Source organism: Agromyces aerolatus (assembly GCF_031432255.1).
Classification (GTDB): Bacteria; Actinomycetota; Actinomycetes; order Actinomycetales; family Microbacteriaceae; genus Agromyces.
Map to the genome: position 1 here is coordinate 83,659 of NZ_JAVKGQ010000010.1, position 14,764 is coordinate 98,422.

At 70.2% G+C, this 14,764-nt stretch carries 12 protein-coding genes; 5 read left to right on the forward strand and 7 right to left on the reverse strand.

The annotated features are described in order from the left end of the window. The first annotated feature begins 19 nt into the window (after positions 1–19). Together RH864_RS13235 and RH864_RS13240 are read left to right on the forward strand one after the other, a co-directional pair. A complete protein-coding gene (locus RH864_RS13235; RefSeq protein ID WP_310518026.1) occupies positions 20–781 on the forward strand; it encodes an NAD(P)H-hydrate epimerase in 762 nt (253 codons plus the stop codon). Next, positions 778–1,344 (forward strand): hypothetical protein, encoded by a 567-nt coding sequence (locus RH864_RS13240; RefSeq protein ID WP_310518027.1) that lies wholly within the window; start codon positions 778–780, stop codon positions 1,342–1,344. The genes RH864_RS13235 and RH864_RS13240 overlap by 4 nt, the downstream gene beginning before the upstream one ends. A 15-nt stretch (positions 1,345–1,359) precedes the next feature. On the opposite strand, the gene RH864_RS13245 is transcribed toward RH864_RS13240, so the two are convergent. Next, positions 1,360–1,992 carry a TetR/AcrR family transcriptional regulator gene (locus tag RH864_RS13245; protein WP_310518028.1) on the reverse strand — a complete coding sequence of 211 codons (633 nt, stop codon included), beginning with the start codon at positions 1,990–1,992 and terminating at the stop codon, positions 1,360–1,362. 103 nt (positions 1,993–2,095) lie between these two features. On the opposite strand from RH864_RS13245, the gene RH864_RS13250 reads away from it, so the two are divergent. Both RH864_RS13250 and RH864_RS13255 read left to right on the forward strand, forming a co-directional pair. Beyond that, a complete protein-coding gene (locus RH864_RS13250) occupies positions 2,096–2,653 on the forward strand; it encodes a dihydrofolate reductase family protein (RefSeq protein ID WP_310518029.1) in 558 nt (185 codons plus the stop codon). A gap of 101 nt (positions 2,654–2,754) precedes the next feature. After that, positions 2,755–3,606, forward strand: a complete 852-nt coding sequence (locus tag RH864_RS13255) for a polysaccharide deacetylase family protein (protein WP_310518030.1) — start codon at positions 2,755–2,757, stop codon at positions 3,604–3,606. A gap of 141 nt (positions 3,607–3,747) precedes the next feature. On the opposite strand, the gene RH864_RS13260 is transcribed toward RH864_RS13255, so the two are convergent. The 6 genes from RH864_RS13260 to RH864_RS13285 all read right to left on the reverse strand — a co-directional run bounded on the left by RH864_RS13260 (position 3,748) and on the right by RH864_RS13285 (position 13,293). Then, positions 3,748–5,583: a glycoside hydrolase family 2 protein gene (locus RH864_RS13260; protein WP_310518031.1), complete on the reverse strand. Its 1,836-nt coding sequence runs from the start codon at positions 5,581–5,583 to the stop codon at positions 3,748–3,750. A 14-nt stretch (positions 5,584–5,597) separates the two neighbouring features. Continuing rightward, on the reverse strand, positions 5,598–8,564 hold the full coding sequence (locus RH864_RS13265) for an alpha-mannosidase (protein ID WP_310518070.1): 2,967 nt from the start codon (positions 8,562–8,564) through the stop codon (positions 5,598–5,600). A 113-nt stretch (positions 8,565–8,677) separates the two neighbouring features. Continuing rightward, a complete protein-coding gene (locus RH864_RS13270) occupies positions 8,678–9,613 on the reverse strand; it encodes a carbohydrate ABC transporter permease (protein WP_310518032.1) in 936 nt (311 codons plus the stop codon). Then, complete coding sequence (locus RH864_RS13275; RefSeq protein WP_310518033.1) at positions 9,613–10,521, reverse strand: carbohydrate ABC transporter permease; 909 nt, start codon at positions 10,519–10,521, stop codon at positions 9,613–9,615. The genes RH864_RS13270 and RH864_RS13275 overlap by 1 nt, the downstream gene beginning before the upstream one ends. Next, entirely contained in the window at positions 10,518–11,864 is a 1,347-nt protein-coding gene (locus RH864_RS13280) for an ABC transporter substrate-binding protein (RefSeq protein WP_310518034.1), read from the reverse strand. Before RH864_RS13280 ends, RH864_RS13275 begins: the two co-directional genes overlap by 4 nt. Before the next feature lie 136 nt (positions 11,865–12,000). Beyond that, complete coding sequence (locus tag RH864_RS13285; protein WP_310518035.1) at positions 12,001–13,293, reverse strand: ROK family transcriptional regulator; 1,293 nt, start codon at positions 13,291–13,293, stop codon at positions 12,001–12,003. A 79-nt stretch (positions 13,294–13,372) separates the two neighbouring features. Here RH864_RS13285 and RH864_RS13290 point away from each other — a divergent pair, with 79 nt between their 5' ends. Further along, positions 13,373–14,719 (forward strand): sulfatase-like hydrolase/transferase, encoded by a 1,347-nt coding sequence (locus RH864_RS13290; protein ID WP_310518036.1) that lies wholly within the window; start codon positions 13,373–13,375, stop codon positions 14,717–14,719. The last annotated feature ends 45 nt before the right edge of the window (positions 14,720–14,764 follow it).

Genomic DNA, 14,764 nt, shown 5'->3' on the forward strand with positions numbered 1-14,764 from the left:
CGGACATGGGAGCGACAGGGTGACGACCGGCAGACGGCCGAGCGGACCACCCGCGGCGACCGCGGGCTACTCGGCGGCGCAGGTGCGTGCCGCCGAGGCGCCGCACCTCGCGGCCGGCGAGCCGCTCATGCGGCGCGCCGCGTCGGCGCTGGCTGCGGTCGTCCGGCGCGAGGCAGGGGCGACGGATGCCTCGGGCGGGCCCGTGCTCGTCCTCGCGGGTTCCGGTGACAACGGCGGGGACGCGCTGTTCGCGGCGGCGGAGCTCGCGGACGACGGGTTCGAGGTCGTCGCGGTGCCGGCCGGCGCACGGCTGCACGACGAGGCATCCGTCGCGGCCCTCGCCGCGGGCGTGCGCATCCTCGAGCGCGACGACGACGCCGCGTTCGCGGCGGTCGCGAACGCGGCGCCGCTCGTGGTCGACGGCATCCTCGGAACGGGCAGCGCCGCGCCCGCGCTCCGCGGCCGCGCACGCGAGCTCGTCGCGGTTTTGATCCCGGAGGTCGAGCGGTCCGCGAAGCGGGTCATCGCGGTCGACCTCCCGAGCGGCATCCATCCCGACGACGGGAGCGTGCCCGATCCGACCGTGCTGCGCGCCACGATCACCGTGACGTTCGGCGCGGTCAAAGCGGGTCTCCTGCGGGAGCCCGGAGCGGGGTACGCCGGCCGGGTCGAGCTCGTCGACCTCGGGCTCGGCCCCGAGCTGGCCACCATGGTCCCGCTGGTTCCGGCAGGACTGGGCGAGTCGAAGCGGAGGCGTCCCGCCGATAGCCTGGAACCATGACCGGACCCTCGATGCCGCCGCCCGCTCCCGGCCCGCAGACCGTGCACTACTCGGCACCGCCCGCGCGTCCGCAGCTCGCACCCGGGGTCTCGACGTCGACGCCGTGGATCTGGGTGATTGTGCTGCTGCCCATGGTCAGCCTCGGATCGATCTGGCTCATGGATCCGATCCGATTCATGCCGTCGCCCGCCGAGCTCGACTCGGCCGCGTTCATGCCGCTGCGGATCTGGACGGACCCCGCGATGCTGCTCGTCGCCGGCCTCAGCTACCTGGCGGCGGCCTTGACGATCGTCGCCGCCTTCCTCGACTACCGGGCGCTGCAGCGCATCGGCGTGGTCCGCCCCTTCCACTGGGCCTGGTCGTTCGCCACCCTGCTGGTCTCGTCGCTCGTCTATGTGATCGGTCGCACGGTCATCGTCGGCAAGGTCACTCCCGGCCGAGGCGGCGCGCCGCTCTGGGTCGCCATCGTCGTCACGGTGCTCGGCATGATCAACGTCGGCATCTGGACGGTCTGGCTGCTCACGCGAACCCTCGACTGGGCGTTCACGGTCGGGGCGGTGTGACGTCGGGAACGTGAGTCATTCGCGCGCCGACCCGCCGTAGCGCGCCATCATCGTGCGCACCGCATCGTCGACCACGCGGTGCGTCTCCTCCTCGGTGAGCGACCAGGTACCGTGCATCAGTCGCGGCCAGAAGACGACCGTCGCGATCATTCCGAGGAACTGGGTCGCCGCGACATCGGGATCGTCGACGGCGGCGGCTCCTGCCGCGGTCTCGGCTCGGAAGTAGCGGTGGAGCGCCTCGAGCATGGGGAGCGTCCCGAAGTCGAACGTGCGCTCGCGCAGTTCGGGGAACCGCGGCGACTCGGCGATGATCACCCGGATCAGGTCGGCCATCTGCGGACGTGAGAGCAGTTCGACATAGGCATGTCCCAGGACGACGAGCCCGGCGTGGAAGTCGCCCGCCGGCGGATCCACCACGTCGCCGTCGGGCCCCGCTCCTGCCGCGAGCACGGCCGCCTCGAACAGCTCCGCTTTCGTCGGAAACTGTTTGAACAGGGTCGCCTTGGAGACCCCGGCGCGCTGCGCGACGCGCGCGAGCGAGGCACGGTCGTACCCGAGCTCGAGGAAGAGCGCCGTCGCCGCACTGAGGATCGTGGCCCGGTTGTTCGCCGAGACCTGACGATGGTAGGCCGAGAGCTCGCGAGACATGCGTCGAGCCTAGCAAGAGGTGAGATTCTTGACTCACCTCTTGCGGTTCGATACGTTCGCCAGAGGCGAGTCGACTGACTCGCCTCAATGGAAGGAATCGATCATGCATGACACCGTCGCCCAGACTCCCGCTGGCAAGGTCCTCTGGCATTTCTCGATGTCCCTCGACGGATTCGTCGCGGGACCCGGTCACCGCATGGACTGGATGCCAGAGGCCACCAACCGCCCAAGCCTCGTCGAGGAGTACATCGAGACGACCGGCGCCGTGCTCGGCGGACGGGACGGCTGGGACGCCTTCCCGGATGCGAGCGCCACGTACGGCGGCGCCTGGAGCGGTCCGCTCTTCGTGCTGACCCACCATCCGGAGGACGCGGAACCCGCCGAGGGCGTGACCTTCCTCAACGTGGACGTGGCGGACGCTGTCGAGATCGCGCGGAGCGCGGCGAACGGCAAGAACGTCGAGGTACTCTCCCCCACGATCGGGCGGCAGCTGCTCGAGCGCGGCCTGCTCGACGAGATCGACCTGCACGTCTTGCCGGTCCTGCTCGGCGACGGTATCCGCCTGTACGACCAGCCCGGCGGCTCACCGGTGCCCCTGCAACTCGTCAACGGTGAACCGCTGGAGGAGGTGAACCTGCGCTACCGGCCGCATTCGTCGTGATCCCCGCGCGGTGAAGCCGAACGCTCACCTCGTTCCAGTATGCTGCCATCATCTGGATTGCATCCTCCGAATTGGATGCAGACACATGGAGGTGGCGCCTGATGGGATCCGAACGTGCGATCACCCGCCGAGCGGCGCTGGCGACCGGCGCGGGCGGCGCGCTGGCCGCCCTGCTCGCCGCGTGCGCGGCGCCCGCCGCCACCACCCCGTTCTCATCGCCGAGCCCGACGCCGACCGCTCCCCTGGCCCGCCCGCGCCCGGCTTCCCCGGCTGCGCCCACGCCCGTGGACACCCCGCAGGCCGCACCCGTGCTCGCCAAGGTCGCCGCACCCACCGAGGTCATCACGGGTCTCCCGGGCGAGGGGAATCTGCTCGCCTGGACCGTCGACGACGGCACGAGCTCTGCGGTGGTCGGCGCGTACGCGGCCTTCGCCGCCGAGACCGGGACCCGGCTCACGCTCTTCGCCACCGGAACCTACGATTCCTGGCGCGAGCAGCAGCCCGCGCTCCAACCGCTCGTCGCGAGCGGCCAGGTGCAGATCGCCAACCACACCTGGAGCCACCCCGACCTCACCTCGCTCAGCGACCAGGGCATCCTCGACGAGCTGCAGCGCACGCACGACCGCATCGGCGAGTTGTTCGACGTCGACGCCAGACCGTTCTACCGCCCACCGTTCGGGTATTACGACGATCGGGTCATCGAGGTCGCCGCGTCGATCGGCTACACCGCCCCCACCCTCTGGTACGGCTCGCTCTCCGACTCCGGACTCGTGAGCGAGGACCTCATCGTCGAGCTCGCCTCGACCTGGTTCCTGCCGCAGCACATTGTGATCGGGCACCTGAACTTCGAACCGGTGACCCGCGTGTTCCCGCAGCTCCACGCGATCGTCGAGGAACGCGGCCTCACGACCGTGACCCTCAACGACGTCTACACGAGCGACTACCACCCGTGACCGCGTGATCGCTCGCGAGAATCATGGGCGAGGACCATCACGCCGTCGCGGCTCGGGCTTGCTCAGCGGAGGGCCCGGCCCGACCGGACGTGGTCGATCTGCTCGATCCCGACGCCACCGGCGACCCGGGGGTCGTCTCGGTCAGGTGCGACCGCCGAGCTCGGGGTGCACCGCGACGATGGCCGCAGGCCGCGTCTGGGCGGCCCGGAGCCGGGCGACATCGAACTTGTCGCTGCGATCGAAGTGGTACAGGCCGTTCTGCTCCTGGAACACGTCGGTCAGCTGGGTGTAGCAGTAGCCGAACATGTCGGGGTGGTCGCTGAGCGCGGCGATCTGCCCCTCGAACCTCGCGTAGAACTCCTCCAGGTTGCGCACGCGCTCGCCATAGCCCCAGCCGCTCGACTCCGTGGCGTCGGCCTCGGCCGCGTTCCACCAGATGCCGCCGAACTCGCTGACGAAGAAGGGCTGGCCCCGGTACGGGATCGACCAGGACTCGCCCGTCGTCGGCGACGGGTTGACGAACGGGTCACCCTCGGACAGCCGCGCGAAGTGCGCCGCGAACTCGGCGGGGTCCTGTTCGTACTGGTGGCTGTCGAACACGTCGGACTCGGGAATGCGGTGGGCATACCCGGAGGTGTCGAGCACCGGCCGGGACGTGTCGTACGCCTTCGTGGCGAGGAACATCCCGCGCATGACGTCGTCGAGCGCGGTGATGCGGTCCCCGTAGGCCTGCCAGGTCTCGTTCATGGGGCACCACCCGATGATCGCGGGATGCGAGTAGTCGCGCTCGAGCACCTCCAGCCACTCCTGCACGAACGAGGCGTCCGGCTGCTGGTTGGTCGACTCCCCCTCGCGGCTGTTGCAGCCCCAGTCGCCGAACTCGCCCCACACGAGATAGCCGAGGCGATCCGCGTGGTACAGGTAGCGCTCCTCGAAGACCTTCTCGTGCAGACGGGCGCCGTTGAATCCCGCAGCGAGCGAGAGCTCGATGTCACGCACCAGGTCGGCGTCGGTCGGCGCGGTCATGAGGGTGTCCGGGTAGTAGCCCTGGTCGAGGACGAGCCGCTGGAACACGACCTCGCCGTTGATCCGGATGGCCTTGCCGGTGATCGACACGCTGCGCAGGCCCGCGTACGAGTCGACCGTGTCGAGCACGCGCCCGTCCTCGGCCGTGAGCTCGAACCGGAGGTCGTAGAGGAAGGGATCGGCCGGCGACCACAGCCGCCGGCGGTCCTCCGGAAGCGGCAGGGTCAGGCGCGGGGCCAGGTCGAGGTCGGCGCGCACCTCGGAGCGCACGACCTCGCCGGAGCCGTCGGACACGATGACCGCGACGCGCGCGCCCGGCACGTTCGCCGACAGGGGCACCTCGACGTCGAACGAGCCTCCGGCGAGGTTCGGGGTGATGCGCGGGCGACGGATGGCCGCCTCCGGGACGGGCTCGACCCACACCGTCTGCCAGATGCCCGTCGTGCGCCAGTAGTGCGCGCCGAACGGCTCGTACGTGCGACCCTGCTTGCCGCGCGCCTGCGGCGCATGCGGCTCGTCGCGGGCCCGCACGACGAGCGGCACGTCCTCGCCGAACCGCGCCGCGTCCGTGACGTCGAAGGTGAAGCTCGAGAAGCCGCCCCGGTGACGGCCGACCTCGACCCCGTCGACCCACACCGTCGCGTCGTGATCGACCGCGCCGAAATGCAGGAGCACGCGCATGCCGGCCCACTCCGCAGGCACGTGCAGCGCGCGGCGGTACCAGACCGAATGGTGGAAGTCGAGGTCGCCGATGCCGGACATCGTGCTCTCCGGCGCGAACGGCACAAGGATCTCGCCGGCGAGCTCGGCGTCACGGAGACCGCGTTCGAGGCCCGAGTCGCCGCGATCGATCTCGAAGCCCCATGTTCCGTTGAGGTTCAGCCAGCGGTCGCGGCGGAACTGCGGCCGCGGGTACTCGGGCCGCGGGATGTCGGTGTGTGCGTCGGTCATCGTTCTCGTCCTTGTCAGGCCACGGGGGCAGCGAAGCGGAGGGTCAGGATCTCGAAGGGGCGGAGCCTGAGGTCGACGGAGGCCCCCGCCGTCGACTCCACGATCGCCTCCGACGGAGCCCGGTCTTCGAGCAGGTCGGTAGCCGAGACATCCGCCCAGCCGAAGTTCGTGCGCACGCTCGTGCTCGACCGGTCGCCGTGCGCCTCGTAGAGGCGCACAACCAGGTCGCCCGACCGGTCCTCGGCGAGCTTCACGCTCTCGATGACGATCGCGTCGTCCGAGACCTCGAGCAGCGGTTGCACCGCGGTCCCGCGGACCTCGCGGACCGGCAGGTGCTGCGCGTATCCGTCGGCAATCGCCTCGGGGATGCCGCCCGGGCGCAGACTGACCGTGAACGCGTGCCGGCCCTGGTCGGCGGCGGGATCGGGATACCGCGGGGCGCGCAGCAGCGAGAGCCGCGCGGTCGTCATCGGCCGGCCGTCGGGCGCCTGGGCGCTCCTGATGTCGTGCCCGTACACGACGTCGTTCGCGATCGCGACGCCGTAACCGGGCTCGCCGACCTGGATCCAGCGATGCGCGACCGTCTCGAACCGCGCCGCGTCCCACGAGGTGTTCTGGTGGATCGGGCGGCGGAGGTGACCGAACTGGATCTCGGAGACGGCGTGGCCGGCCCGGAGGTCGAGCGGGAAGGCGAGCTTCAGCAGCTTCTGCGACTCGTGCCAGTCGATGTCGAAGGCGTAGTCGAGGCGGCCGTCGGCGAGCCGGATGGTCACGTCGACGACCGACGCGCCGAGCTCGTAGCGTACCGACACCGCGTCGCCGTCGATGCCGATCGCCGCGGGCTCCACGAGATCGCGGCCGCTGCGCTTGTCCTCGTCGTTGATGTCCCACGCGTCCCACTCGCGGGGCGTGTCGCGGAAGAGCTGCAGCACACCGCCCGCGACGCCGCGCGGCAGCAGCTCGCGCCCCGCGACCCGGTCGAGCACCGACACGAGCGTGCCGCGCCGGTCGATCTCGACGCGCAGGGCGTCGTCTTCGAGCACGAAACGGTCACCGGTCGCCGAGGGCGCGGCGACGCGCGGAGCGACCGCGGCGGCGATGCCCATCGCCGGGACGCCGTGCTGCGCGAGCGGAGCGGCGTTCGCGCTCAGCACCTCGTCGCCGGAGCCGGCGAGCGTCGTGAGCGAGTCCTCGATGAGCGTCGTGACCTGCGTCGCAAGCTCGGCGTACTTCTGCTCGGCCTCCTGGTGCACCCACGCGATCGAAGTGCCAGGCAGGATGTCGTGGAACTGCAGGAGCAGCACGGTCCGCCACGCGCGCTCGAGCACGTCGTAGGGGTACGCGGCGCCGTCGCGGATCGCGGCCGTCGCCGCCCAGAGCTCGGCCTGCCGGAGCAGGGCCTCGGAGTGGCGGTTGCCGCGCTTGCTGCGCGCCTGCGAGATCAGCGTGCCGCGGTGCAGCTCCAGGTACATCTCGCCGGTCCAGACCGGCGGGTCCGCGAGCTCGGCGGATGCCGCGGCGAAGAAGGTCTCCGGGTCGCCGAGCCGCACGCGCGGCGACCCGTCGAGGTCGCGCTTGCGGACTGCGGCACCGAGCATCTCGCGCGTCGGACCGCCGCCGCCGTCGCCCCAGCCGAACAGGCCGAGCACCTGGCGCGCCTCCCCCTTCTGCCGGAACTTGCGCTCGGTTCGGGCGAGGTCCGGCGCACCGAGGTCGGAGTTGTAGGTCTCGGCCGGAGGGAAGTGGGTGAACAGCCGCGAACCGTCGATGCCCTCCCAGAGGAAGCTGGAGTGCGGCATCTGGTTGATCTCGTTCCACGACGGCTTCTGCGTCAGGAAGTACGGCATGCCCGCGGCCCGCACGATCTGCGGGAGCGCTCCGCTGTAGCCGAACGAGTCGGGCAGCCAGCCGACCGTGCTGTCGACGCCGAACTCCTCCCGGAAGAATCGTTTGCCCTGCACGAACTGACGCACGAGCGCCTCCCCGCCGGGCATGTTCGTGTCGGACTCGACCCACATGCCGCCCACCGGGCGGATGCTGCCGGCCTTGACGGCGGCACGCACGCGCTCGAAGAGCTCGGGCTGGGTCTCCTTGAGCCACGCGTACTGCTGGGCCGACGACGCCGCGAAGATGAAGTCCGGGTTGCGCTCGGCGAGGTCGAGCACGTTCGCGAACGTTCGCGCGACCTTCCGCACGGTCTCACGCGTCGGCCAGAGCCAGGCGCAGTCGATGTGCGCGTGCCCGATCGCGGAGACGACCAAGGCGCTGTCGGGCGCACCGCTCGCGAGCACCGGGGCGAGGATCTCGCGCCCGAGCAGCGCCGTGCCCGGCACGTCGTCGGGGTCCATCGAGTCGACCATGCGCTCGAGCGCGTGCACGATCTCGGCCCGGCGCGATCCCTCGGGCGGGAGGACGTCGACGAGGCCGTCGAGCGTCGCGACATCCTGCAGCAGCTCCCACACGACCAGGTCCCGCCGGGCGATCGCAAGCGCACGCAGCCGGTACTGCGGCGCGTCCCCGGCCGTGGCCTTGTCGCCCAGCAGCGTCGGCTCGTACTCGTACGGCACCTGCACGATCGGGTTCGCCGCAGCCTCGATCAGCAGCCGGAATGGCCCGGCCTCCGGCATCGGGACCCACGCGTTGAGCGGCTCGAGCGCCTTGACGATGCTGCCGTCGGGACGGTAGACCGTGCCCTCGGCCTGGAAGCCCGGCTGATCCCCCGTGAACCCGAGGTCGACCACCAGCTCCGTCTCTGCCGGGTCCCACTCCGCGGGCACCTCGCCGCGCACGTCGAACCAGACTGTGTCCCACGGCTGTCCCCATGCGGTCCCGAGCTCGAACGGCTCGAAGCGCTGCGTCAGCGCGTGCGCGAACGGGACGGGCTCGCCGCCGACCGTCCAGGCGCTGATCTCCACGGGTCGCGCATCGCGGTAGAGCTCCGGTTCGATCCGGAATCTCGTGAACCGCCGCACGCGGAGCATCGAGAGCGCGATCGCGTCGAGCTGAACCCGACCGTGAGGATTTGCATCGAGTACCAAGGATCGTCCCCTTCAGACGTAGAGCGTAGAGATGTGGAGCTGTTCGGCGCCGCGCGTCATCCCTTGATCGCGCCGCCCATGCTGGAGCGGAGGAGATAGCGCCGCAGGACCATATAGAGGATCGCGGGCGGGATCATGTAGATGAGCGCGCTCGCGGCGAGCAGTCCCCAGTCGACCTGGTTGAACGCGGTGAACGCGCGGAACAGGCCAATCGACAGCGGGTACAGGTCTGGCGACTGCAGCAGCACGAGCGGCGTGAGGAAGTCGCCCCAGACCGCCATGAAGGTCAGCATGGCCGTCGCGCCGAGGCCCGGCATCACGAGCGGTGCGACGACCCTCGTGATTCCTTGGAACCGATTGTTGCCGTCGAGCCAGGCGGCCTCCTCGAGCTCGACCGGCACCGCGTCGATCGCCCCCTTGAGGAGCCAGAGCGTGATCGGCAGCGCGTGCGCCGCCTCCACGAGGATGAGGCCGAACAGCGTGTTGTCGAGGTGCACCTGCACCATCAGCAGGTACAGCGCAACGATGGTCGCGGGCGCCGGGATTACGCGGATCAGGAGGATCGCGAACATGAACGTCGTGCGACCGCGGAACCGGAACCGGGACAGGGCATACGCGCCGATGACGCCGAGCGCCAGGTTGAGCGCGGTCGCCAGCACCGAGATGATCAGGCTGTTGGTGAGCAGCATCGGGGTGTTCGCGTCGGTGAAGAACCGCACGAAGTTGTCGAGGCTGAAGTCGGGGACCTTGACCGTCGAGCCGGCGTCGGCATCGAACGCGCTGAGCGCGAGCCACGCGAACGGGACCAGGCAGAACAGGGCGAGCAGTGCGATCAGCACGTACTGGATCGAGCGCTGCAGCACCGTTGCCAGAGGCATCCTGCGACGCTTCCGGCGACCGCCGGAACCCTGACGGCCCGCGTTGCGGGCGCCGCCCTGGAGCGTGCCGGCCGGGCGTTCGCCTGCCTCGAGTGCCACGGATGGTGCGGACATCAGACCTCCACCTTCGAGAGCCGGACGTAGGTCAGGCCGAAGATCATCAGCAGGACCAGCAGGATGACGGATGCGGCGCTGCCGAGCCCGATCTGGGAGTACTGGAAGGCGCGCTCGTAGATGAAGATCGCCGTCAGCTCCGTCGCGTTGCCCGGCCCACCCTGCGTGAGGAAGTAGACCAGCCCGAACACGCCGACCGTGGTGATCGTGGTGAGCAGCAGATAGAGGAACACCGCGCCGCGGATCAGCGGCAGGATCACGTGCCGGAAGACCTGCCACGCCCCTGCGCCGTCGATGCGTGCGGCCTCGAGCAGCTCATCGGGCACGTCTTCGAGGGCGGCCTGGAACATGATCATCGCGAACGCGATGCCGCGCCAGATGTTCACGACGATGATGCAGACCATCGGCGCCGCCTGCAGCGCCGCGACCGGACCGGCGCCGAACACCTCGAGCAGCCGGTTCAGCGTGCCCGAGTCCTGCGGTGAGAGCACGCTCGCCCAGGTGAGGGACGCCACGACCTCCGGCACGACCATCGGCAGCAGCACGGCGGCGCCGAACACGCCCTTGCCCTTCAGCCACTTGCGGCTGAGCAGGAGTGCGGCGGCGAGTCCCAGGATGGTCTGGCCGATGATGGCCGAGAAGAACACGAACTGCGCCGTGTTCCACAGGGATCCGGTGAAGTCCTCCGACCCGAGCAGATACGCGTAGTTGTCGAACCCCACGAACCGGGGGTTCCGCGCGGCCGACCCGGTCAGCTGCGTGTTGGTGAAGCTGAGGTACACGCCGTAGACGGCGGGAAGGACGACGAACGCCGCGATGAGCAGGACCGACGGCCCCAGGAGCAGCGGCACGAGACCGCGCCCCTGGAGCCGTCGGCGCGAGCGCGCCGTCGATGCGACCGAGCTCACTTCGCGATGAGGCTCGGGTCGAGGAAGTCGCGGACCTCTTTGGCGAACTGCTCGGCGGCCTGCTTCCCGTCGGCGTCGCCCGTGAGGATCTTCTCGGTCGCGTTCTGCACGGCCTGCGAGATCTGGTCGGCGCCCTCGCCGATCGGCGGGGCGATGCTCGTCTGCAGCTTCTCCTCCGCGTCGAGCAGCGTCGGCTCGCTCGCGTAGGGCTCGAGTTCCGAGATGCCCTCGCGCGGCGAGGCGGCGCCGACGACCGCGAGCTGGGTCGCGAGCGCCTCGCCCGTGCTCAGCCACTTCACGAGCTCCATCGCGGCCTCGGGGTGTGCGCTCTCGGCGTTCACGGCGAAGTTGAACCCGCCGCCGCTCACGGAGTACGGCTCGGTGCCGTCGACGAGTGCCGGGTAGTTCCAGGTGATGACCTTCTCCTGGACGTCCTCGATCGGCGCGGTGCCCTCGGGGCCCCAGTCGTAGCGCCAGCCCCACGTGCCCTGCGCGGCGACCGGCAGCGTGCCGGCCGGGAACGCCTCGTACTTGGTCGGCTCCCAGGGGTTCGGGTTGAGCAGCGCCTCGACGGGCATCAGGCCCGCCTCGGTGAGCTCGGCGAACAGCTCGAACGAGGCCGTGAGGCCGTCGCTCTCGACCGTCCAGGTGCCATCCTTGGGGTCGTACAGCGTGCTGCCGGTTCCGCCGACGATCGGCAGGAAGCCCTCGGTCCAGGTGCCGCCGCCCCACGCCGTGCCGGCGGGGATGACGATGGGCGCCTCGCCCGTGATCGCCTGCACGGCCTTCAGCCGCTCGATGAGCTCGTCCCAGGTCTCGGGCTGGGCGGAGTCGATGCCCATCTCGTCGAGGACGTCTTTGCGCACGAACAGGTGCTGCAGGCTGGCCTCGTGCGGAACGGAGTAGTAGTGGCCGTCCGAGTGCAGCGCGCGGTCGCGCGAGACGTCGTAGAACGTGTCCCAATCGCTCCAGTCGTCGAGGTACGAGTCGAGCTCGAGCAGGTAGCCGGCGGCCGCCCAGCCGGTGATGTTCGAGCCGCCCGTGTCGATCACGTCGGGTGCGGTGCCTGCGTGCAGCTGCTGGGTGACCTTGGTGCGGAAGTCACCGTCGGTGAGGATGTCGGCGATGAGCTCGACCTCGATCTCCTTGCCTTCGGCCGCCATGGCGGCCTCGAACTCGGGGATCAGCTCGGCCATGAGGTCGGCGCGCGACTGCTGGTACTCGAGCAGGGTGATCGTGATCGGGCCGTCGCCGTCGGTGTCGTCGCCCGCGGAACAGGCGGTGAGACCTCCGGCGAGCAGCGCGCCGGCGGTGAGGACGGCAGCGAGGTGTCTGCGCTTCATTGCGTTCCCTTCCTGCGCTGGTCGGGCCGACCATTATCAATTTGATTGAATAGCGCGCGGTCAGTCTAGATAGGCGTTCGGAAGAAAGTCAATATGACAGGACGTATGCTCCGTCAGCGGGCGGGACGAGCCTCGATCAGGCCGGCAGGTTGAGCTGCCGCGGCGCGTCGAACGTCGTGGCCCACATCGCGAGCGAGGCTGCACCGACCGCGCCGACGTGGTCGCCCAGCGACGTGCCGCGCACGGCGACCTCGTGGAGCTCGCTCCCCATGAACAGGCGTTCGACCAGGTCCGGCACGATCCGGAGAAAGCTCGGCCGGAAGGTCCCCCACTCGGGTCCGCCGAAGACGATCGCGTCGAGGTCGAGCATGTTCGCGAGCTGCCCGGCGACCCTGCCGAATCCCTCGGCGGCGCGATCGAGTATGCCGATCGCTCGCTCGTCGCCCTCCCCCGCGAGCCGGCCGAGCTCCGCGAGCGCCAGCTCGACCGCATACGCGTCGTCACCGTCCACGCCCGGCAGGATCCCCGCCTCGACCGCCGAGGCGACCAGCGTGGCCGGCATGCCCGTCGCGGAGAGGCACCCCCGGCCGCCGCAGTAGCAGATCGGGCCGTCGGGATCGGCGCTCAGATGGCCGATGTCACCGATGTTCGAGCTCGACCCGCGCATGACCTCGCCGTCGAGCACGATCCCGGCCGCGACGCCAGTGCCGAGATAGACGAACGCGAAGTTCGATGCGGACTCGCGCGCGCTCCACACCTCCCCGAGCGCCGCGGCGGTGGAGTCCTTCTCGATGATCACGGGCAGCTGCAGACGCGCCTCGAGCTCGCGGCGCAGCGGCACGAGATCCCACCCGGGCAGGTTCGGCGCACCGATCACCGCCCCCTGCGCGGCATCGATCGGGCCCGGTGTGGCGACGCCGATGCCGGCGACCCGATCGCGCGGAACGCCCGCGCTCACGAGGAGCGTGCTGATCGAGGCCTCGATCGCGTTCAGCACGTCCTCCGGATCGCTCGACTTCGGGGTCGGGCGCACGTTGCTCACGACGACCTCCCCCGCGAGGTCGAGCAGGATGCAGGTGAGCCGTGCCGGGTCGATGTGCAGACCGACGGCGTAGCGGCCCGCGGCCTCGACCTCGAAGATCGCCCGCGGCGCACCGGTGCCCGCGTGCACCCGGCCCGATTCTCGGATCAGGCCGGCGTCGACGAGACGACGTGCGATGTTCGACATGGTCTGCGTGCTCAGGCCGGTCTGCTGCACGAGCTCGACGCGGCTGATGCCCGATGATCGTCTGACGAGGTCGAGGACGAGCATCTGGTTGTAGTCGGCGACACGCGGGAGGTTCGTTCCGCGCCGTGCCGAGCGGCCGTTGGTGGTGCGCGCCGCGCGCGCGTCGTGATCAGGCCGCCCCATGGGTCGATCGTAGGACATGGCCCCATACTATTGCATTCGTCAAATTGATTGAATATATTGGCGAGCGTTTGTGTCGTCACAGTGTGAGGGAGTCAGCGTGCCGGGTGCAGCGAAGCCGAATGTGGTCGTGATCTATGCGGACGACCTCGGCTGGGGCGACCTGCCGTCGTTCGGATCGGACGATCTGCAGACCCCCGTGCTCGATCAGCTCGCGGCGACCGGCATCCGGCTCCCCCAGTGGTACTCCAACTCCCCCGTGTGCTCGCCCTCACGGGCCTCGCTGCTCACTGGGCGCTACCCCGCCCATGCGGGCGTCGAGTCTATCCTGGGCGGCACGCGTAAGACGCCCGGCCTGCCCGCGCAGGAGACCATGGCCTCTGAGCTCCGCCGCCGCGGCTACCGCACCGGCATCTTCGGCAAGTGGCACCTCGGGGTCGCCGAGGAGTACAGCCCGATGGCGTTCGGGTTCGACGAGAGCTTCGGCTTCCGGGCGGGATGCGTGGACTACTACTCGCACATCTACTACTGGGGCGACCACAACCCCGTGCACGACCTCTGGGACGGCGACGAGGAGGTCTGGTACAACGGCGAGTACCTGACGACGACGCTCGGCGACCGGGCCACCGCGTTCATCGCGCGGAACGCCGACCGCCCGTTCTTCCTCTACGTGCCGTTCAACGCCCCGCACTACCCGATGCATGCGCCGGAGGAGTACGTCGCCCGGTTCGCGCACCTGCCGGAGGACCGGCGGATCATGGCGGCTATGATCGCCGCGATGGACGACGCCATCGGCGCGATCCTCGGAGCGCTGGACGACCACGGCCTGCGCGAGGACACCCTGGTGTTCTTCTCGTCCGACAACGGCCCGTCGGCCGAGAGCCGGAACTGGCTGAACGGCGAGGAGGTCTCGTACGCGGGGGGCTCGGCCGGCGGGCTGCGCGGGACGAAGGGCTCGCTCTTCGAGGGCGGGATCCGCGTTCCGGCCATACTCTCCTGGCCCGGCGGCCTGCCGTCGGGGGTGGACCACGACGGGGTCGGGGTCATGATGGACGTGCTCCCGACCATCCTCGAGGCGGTCGACGGCCGGCCGGCCGATGACCCCGGCCTCGACGGCACGTCGCTGCTCTCGCGGCTGCGGGCGCCGCTCGTCGCAGGTGGCGGCGACGCCCGCGGCACCACCGAAGCAGCTGACGCCGAGCGAAGCGTCGGCTGGACCCACGACGGACAGTGGGCGATCCGCCGCGGCGACCTCAAGCTCGTCGTTCGCGCGCAGGAAGGCATGACCCCGCCGCACGCCGTCGACCGGGCGCTCTACGACCTCGCCCGCGATCCGGCCGAGCAGACCGACGTCGCCGAGTCGTTCCCTGCCGAGCTCACCGTGCTCGAGGCCGACCTCGAGGAGTTCCAGGCACGGCATCGGGTGTGGTCGCCCGTCGATGTGTAGCCTCGCCCCTTCTCGCGGCGAGCCGCAGCCCTCGGAGCCTGGCCG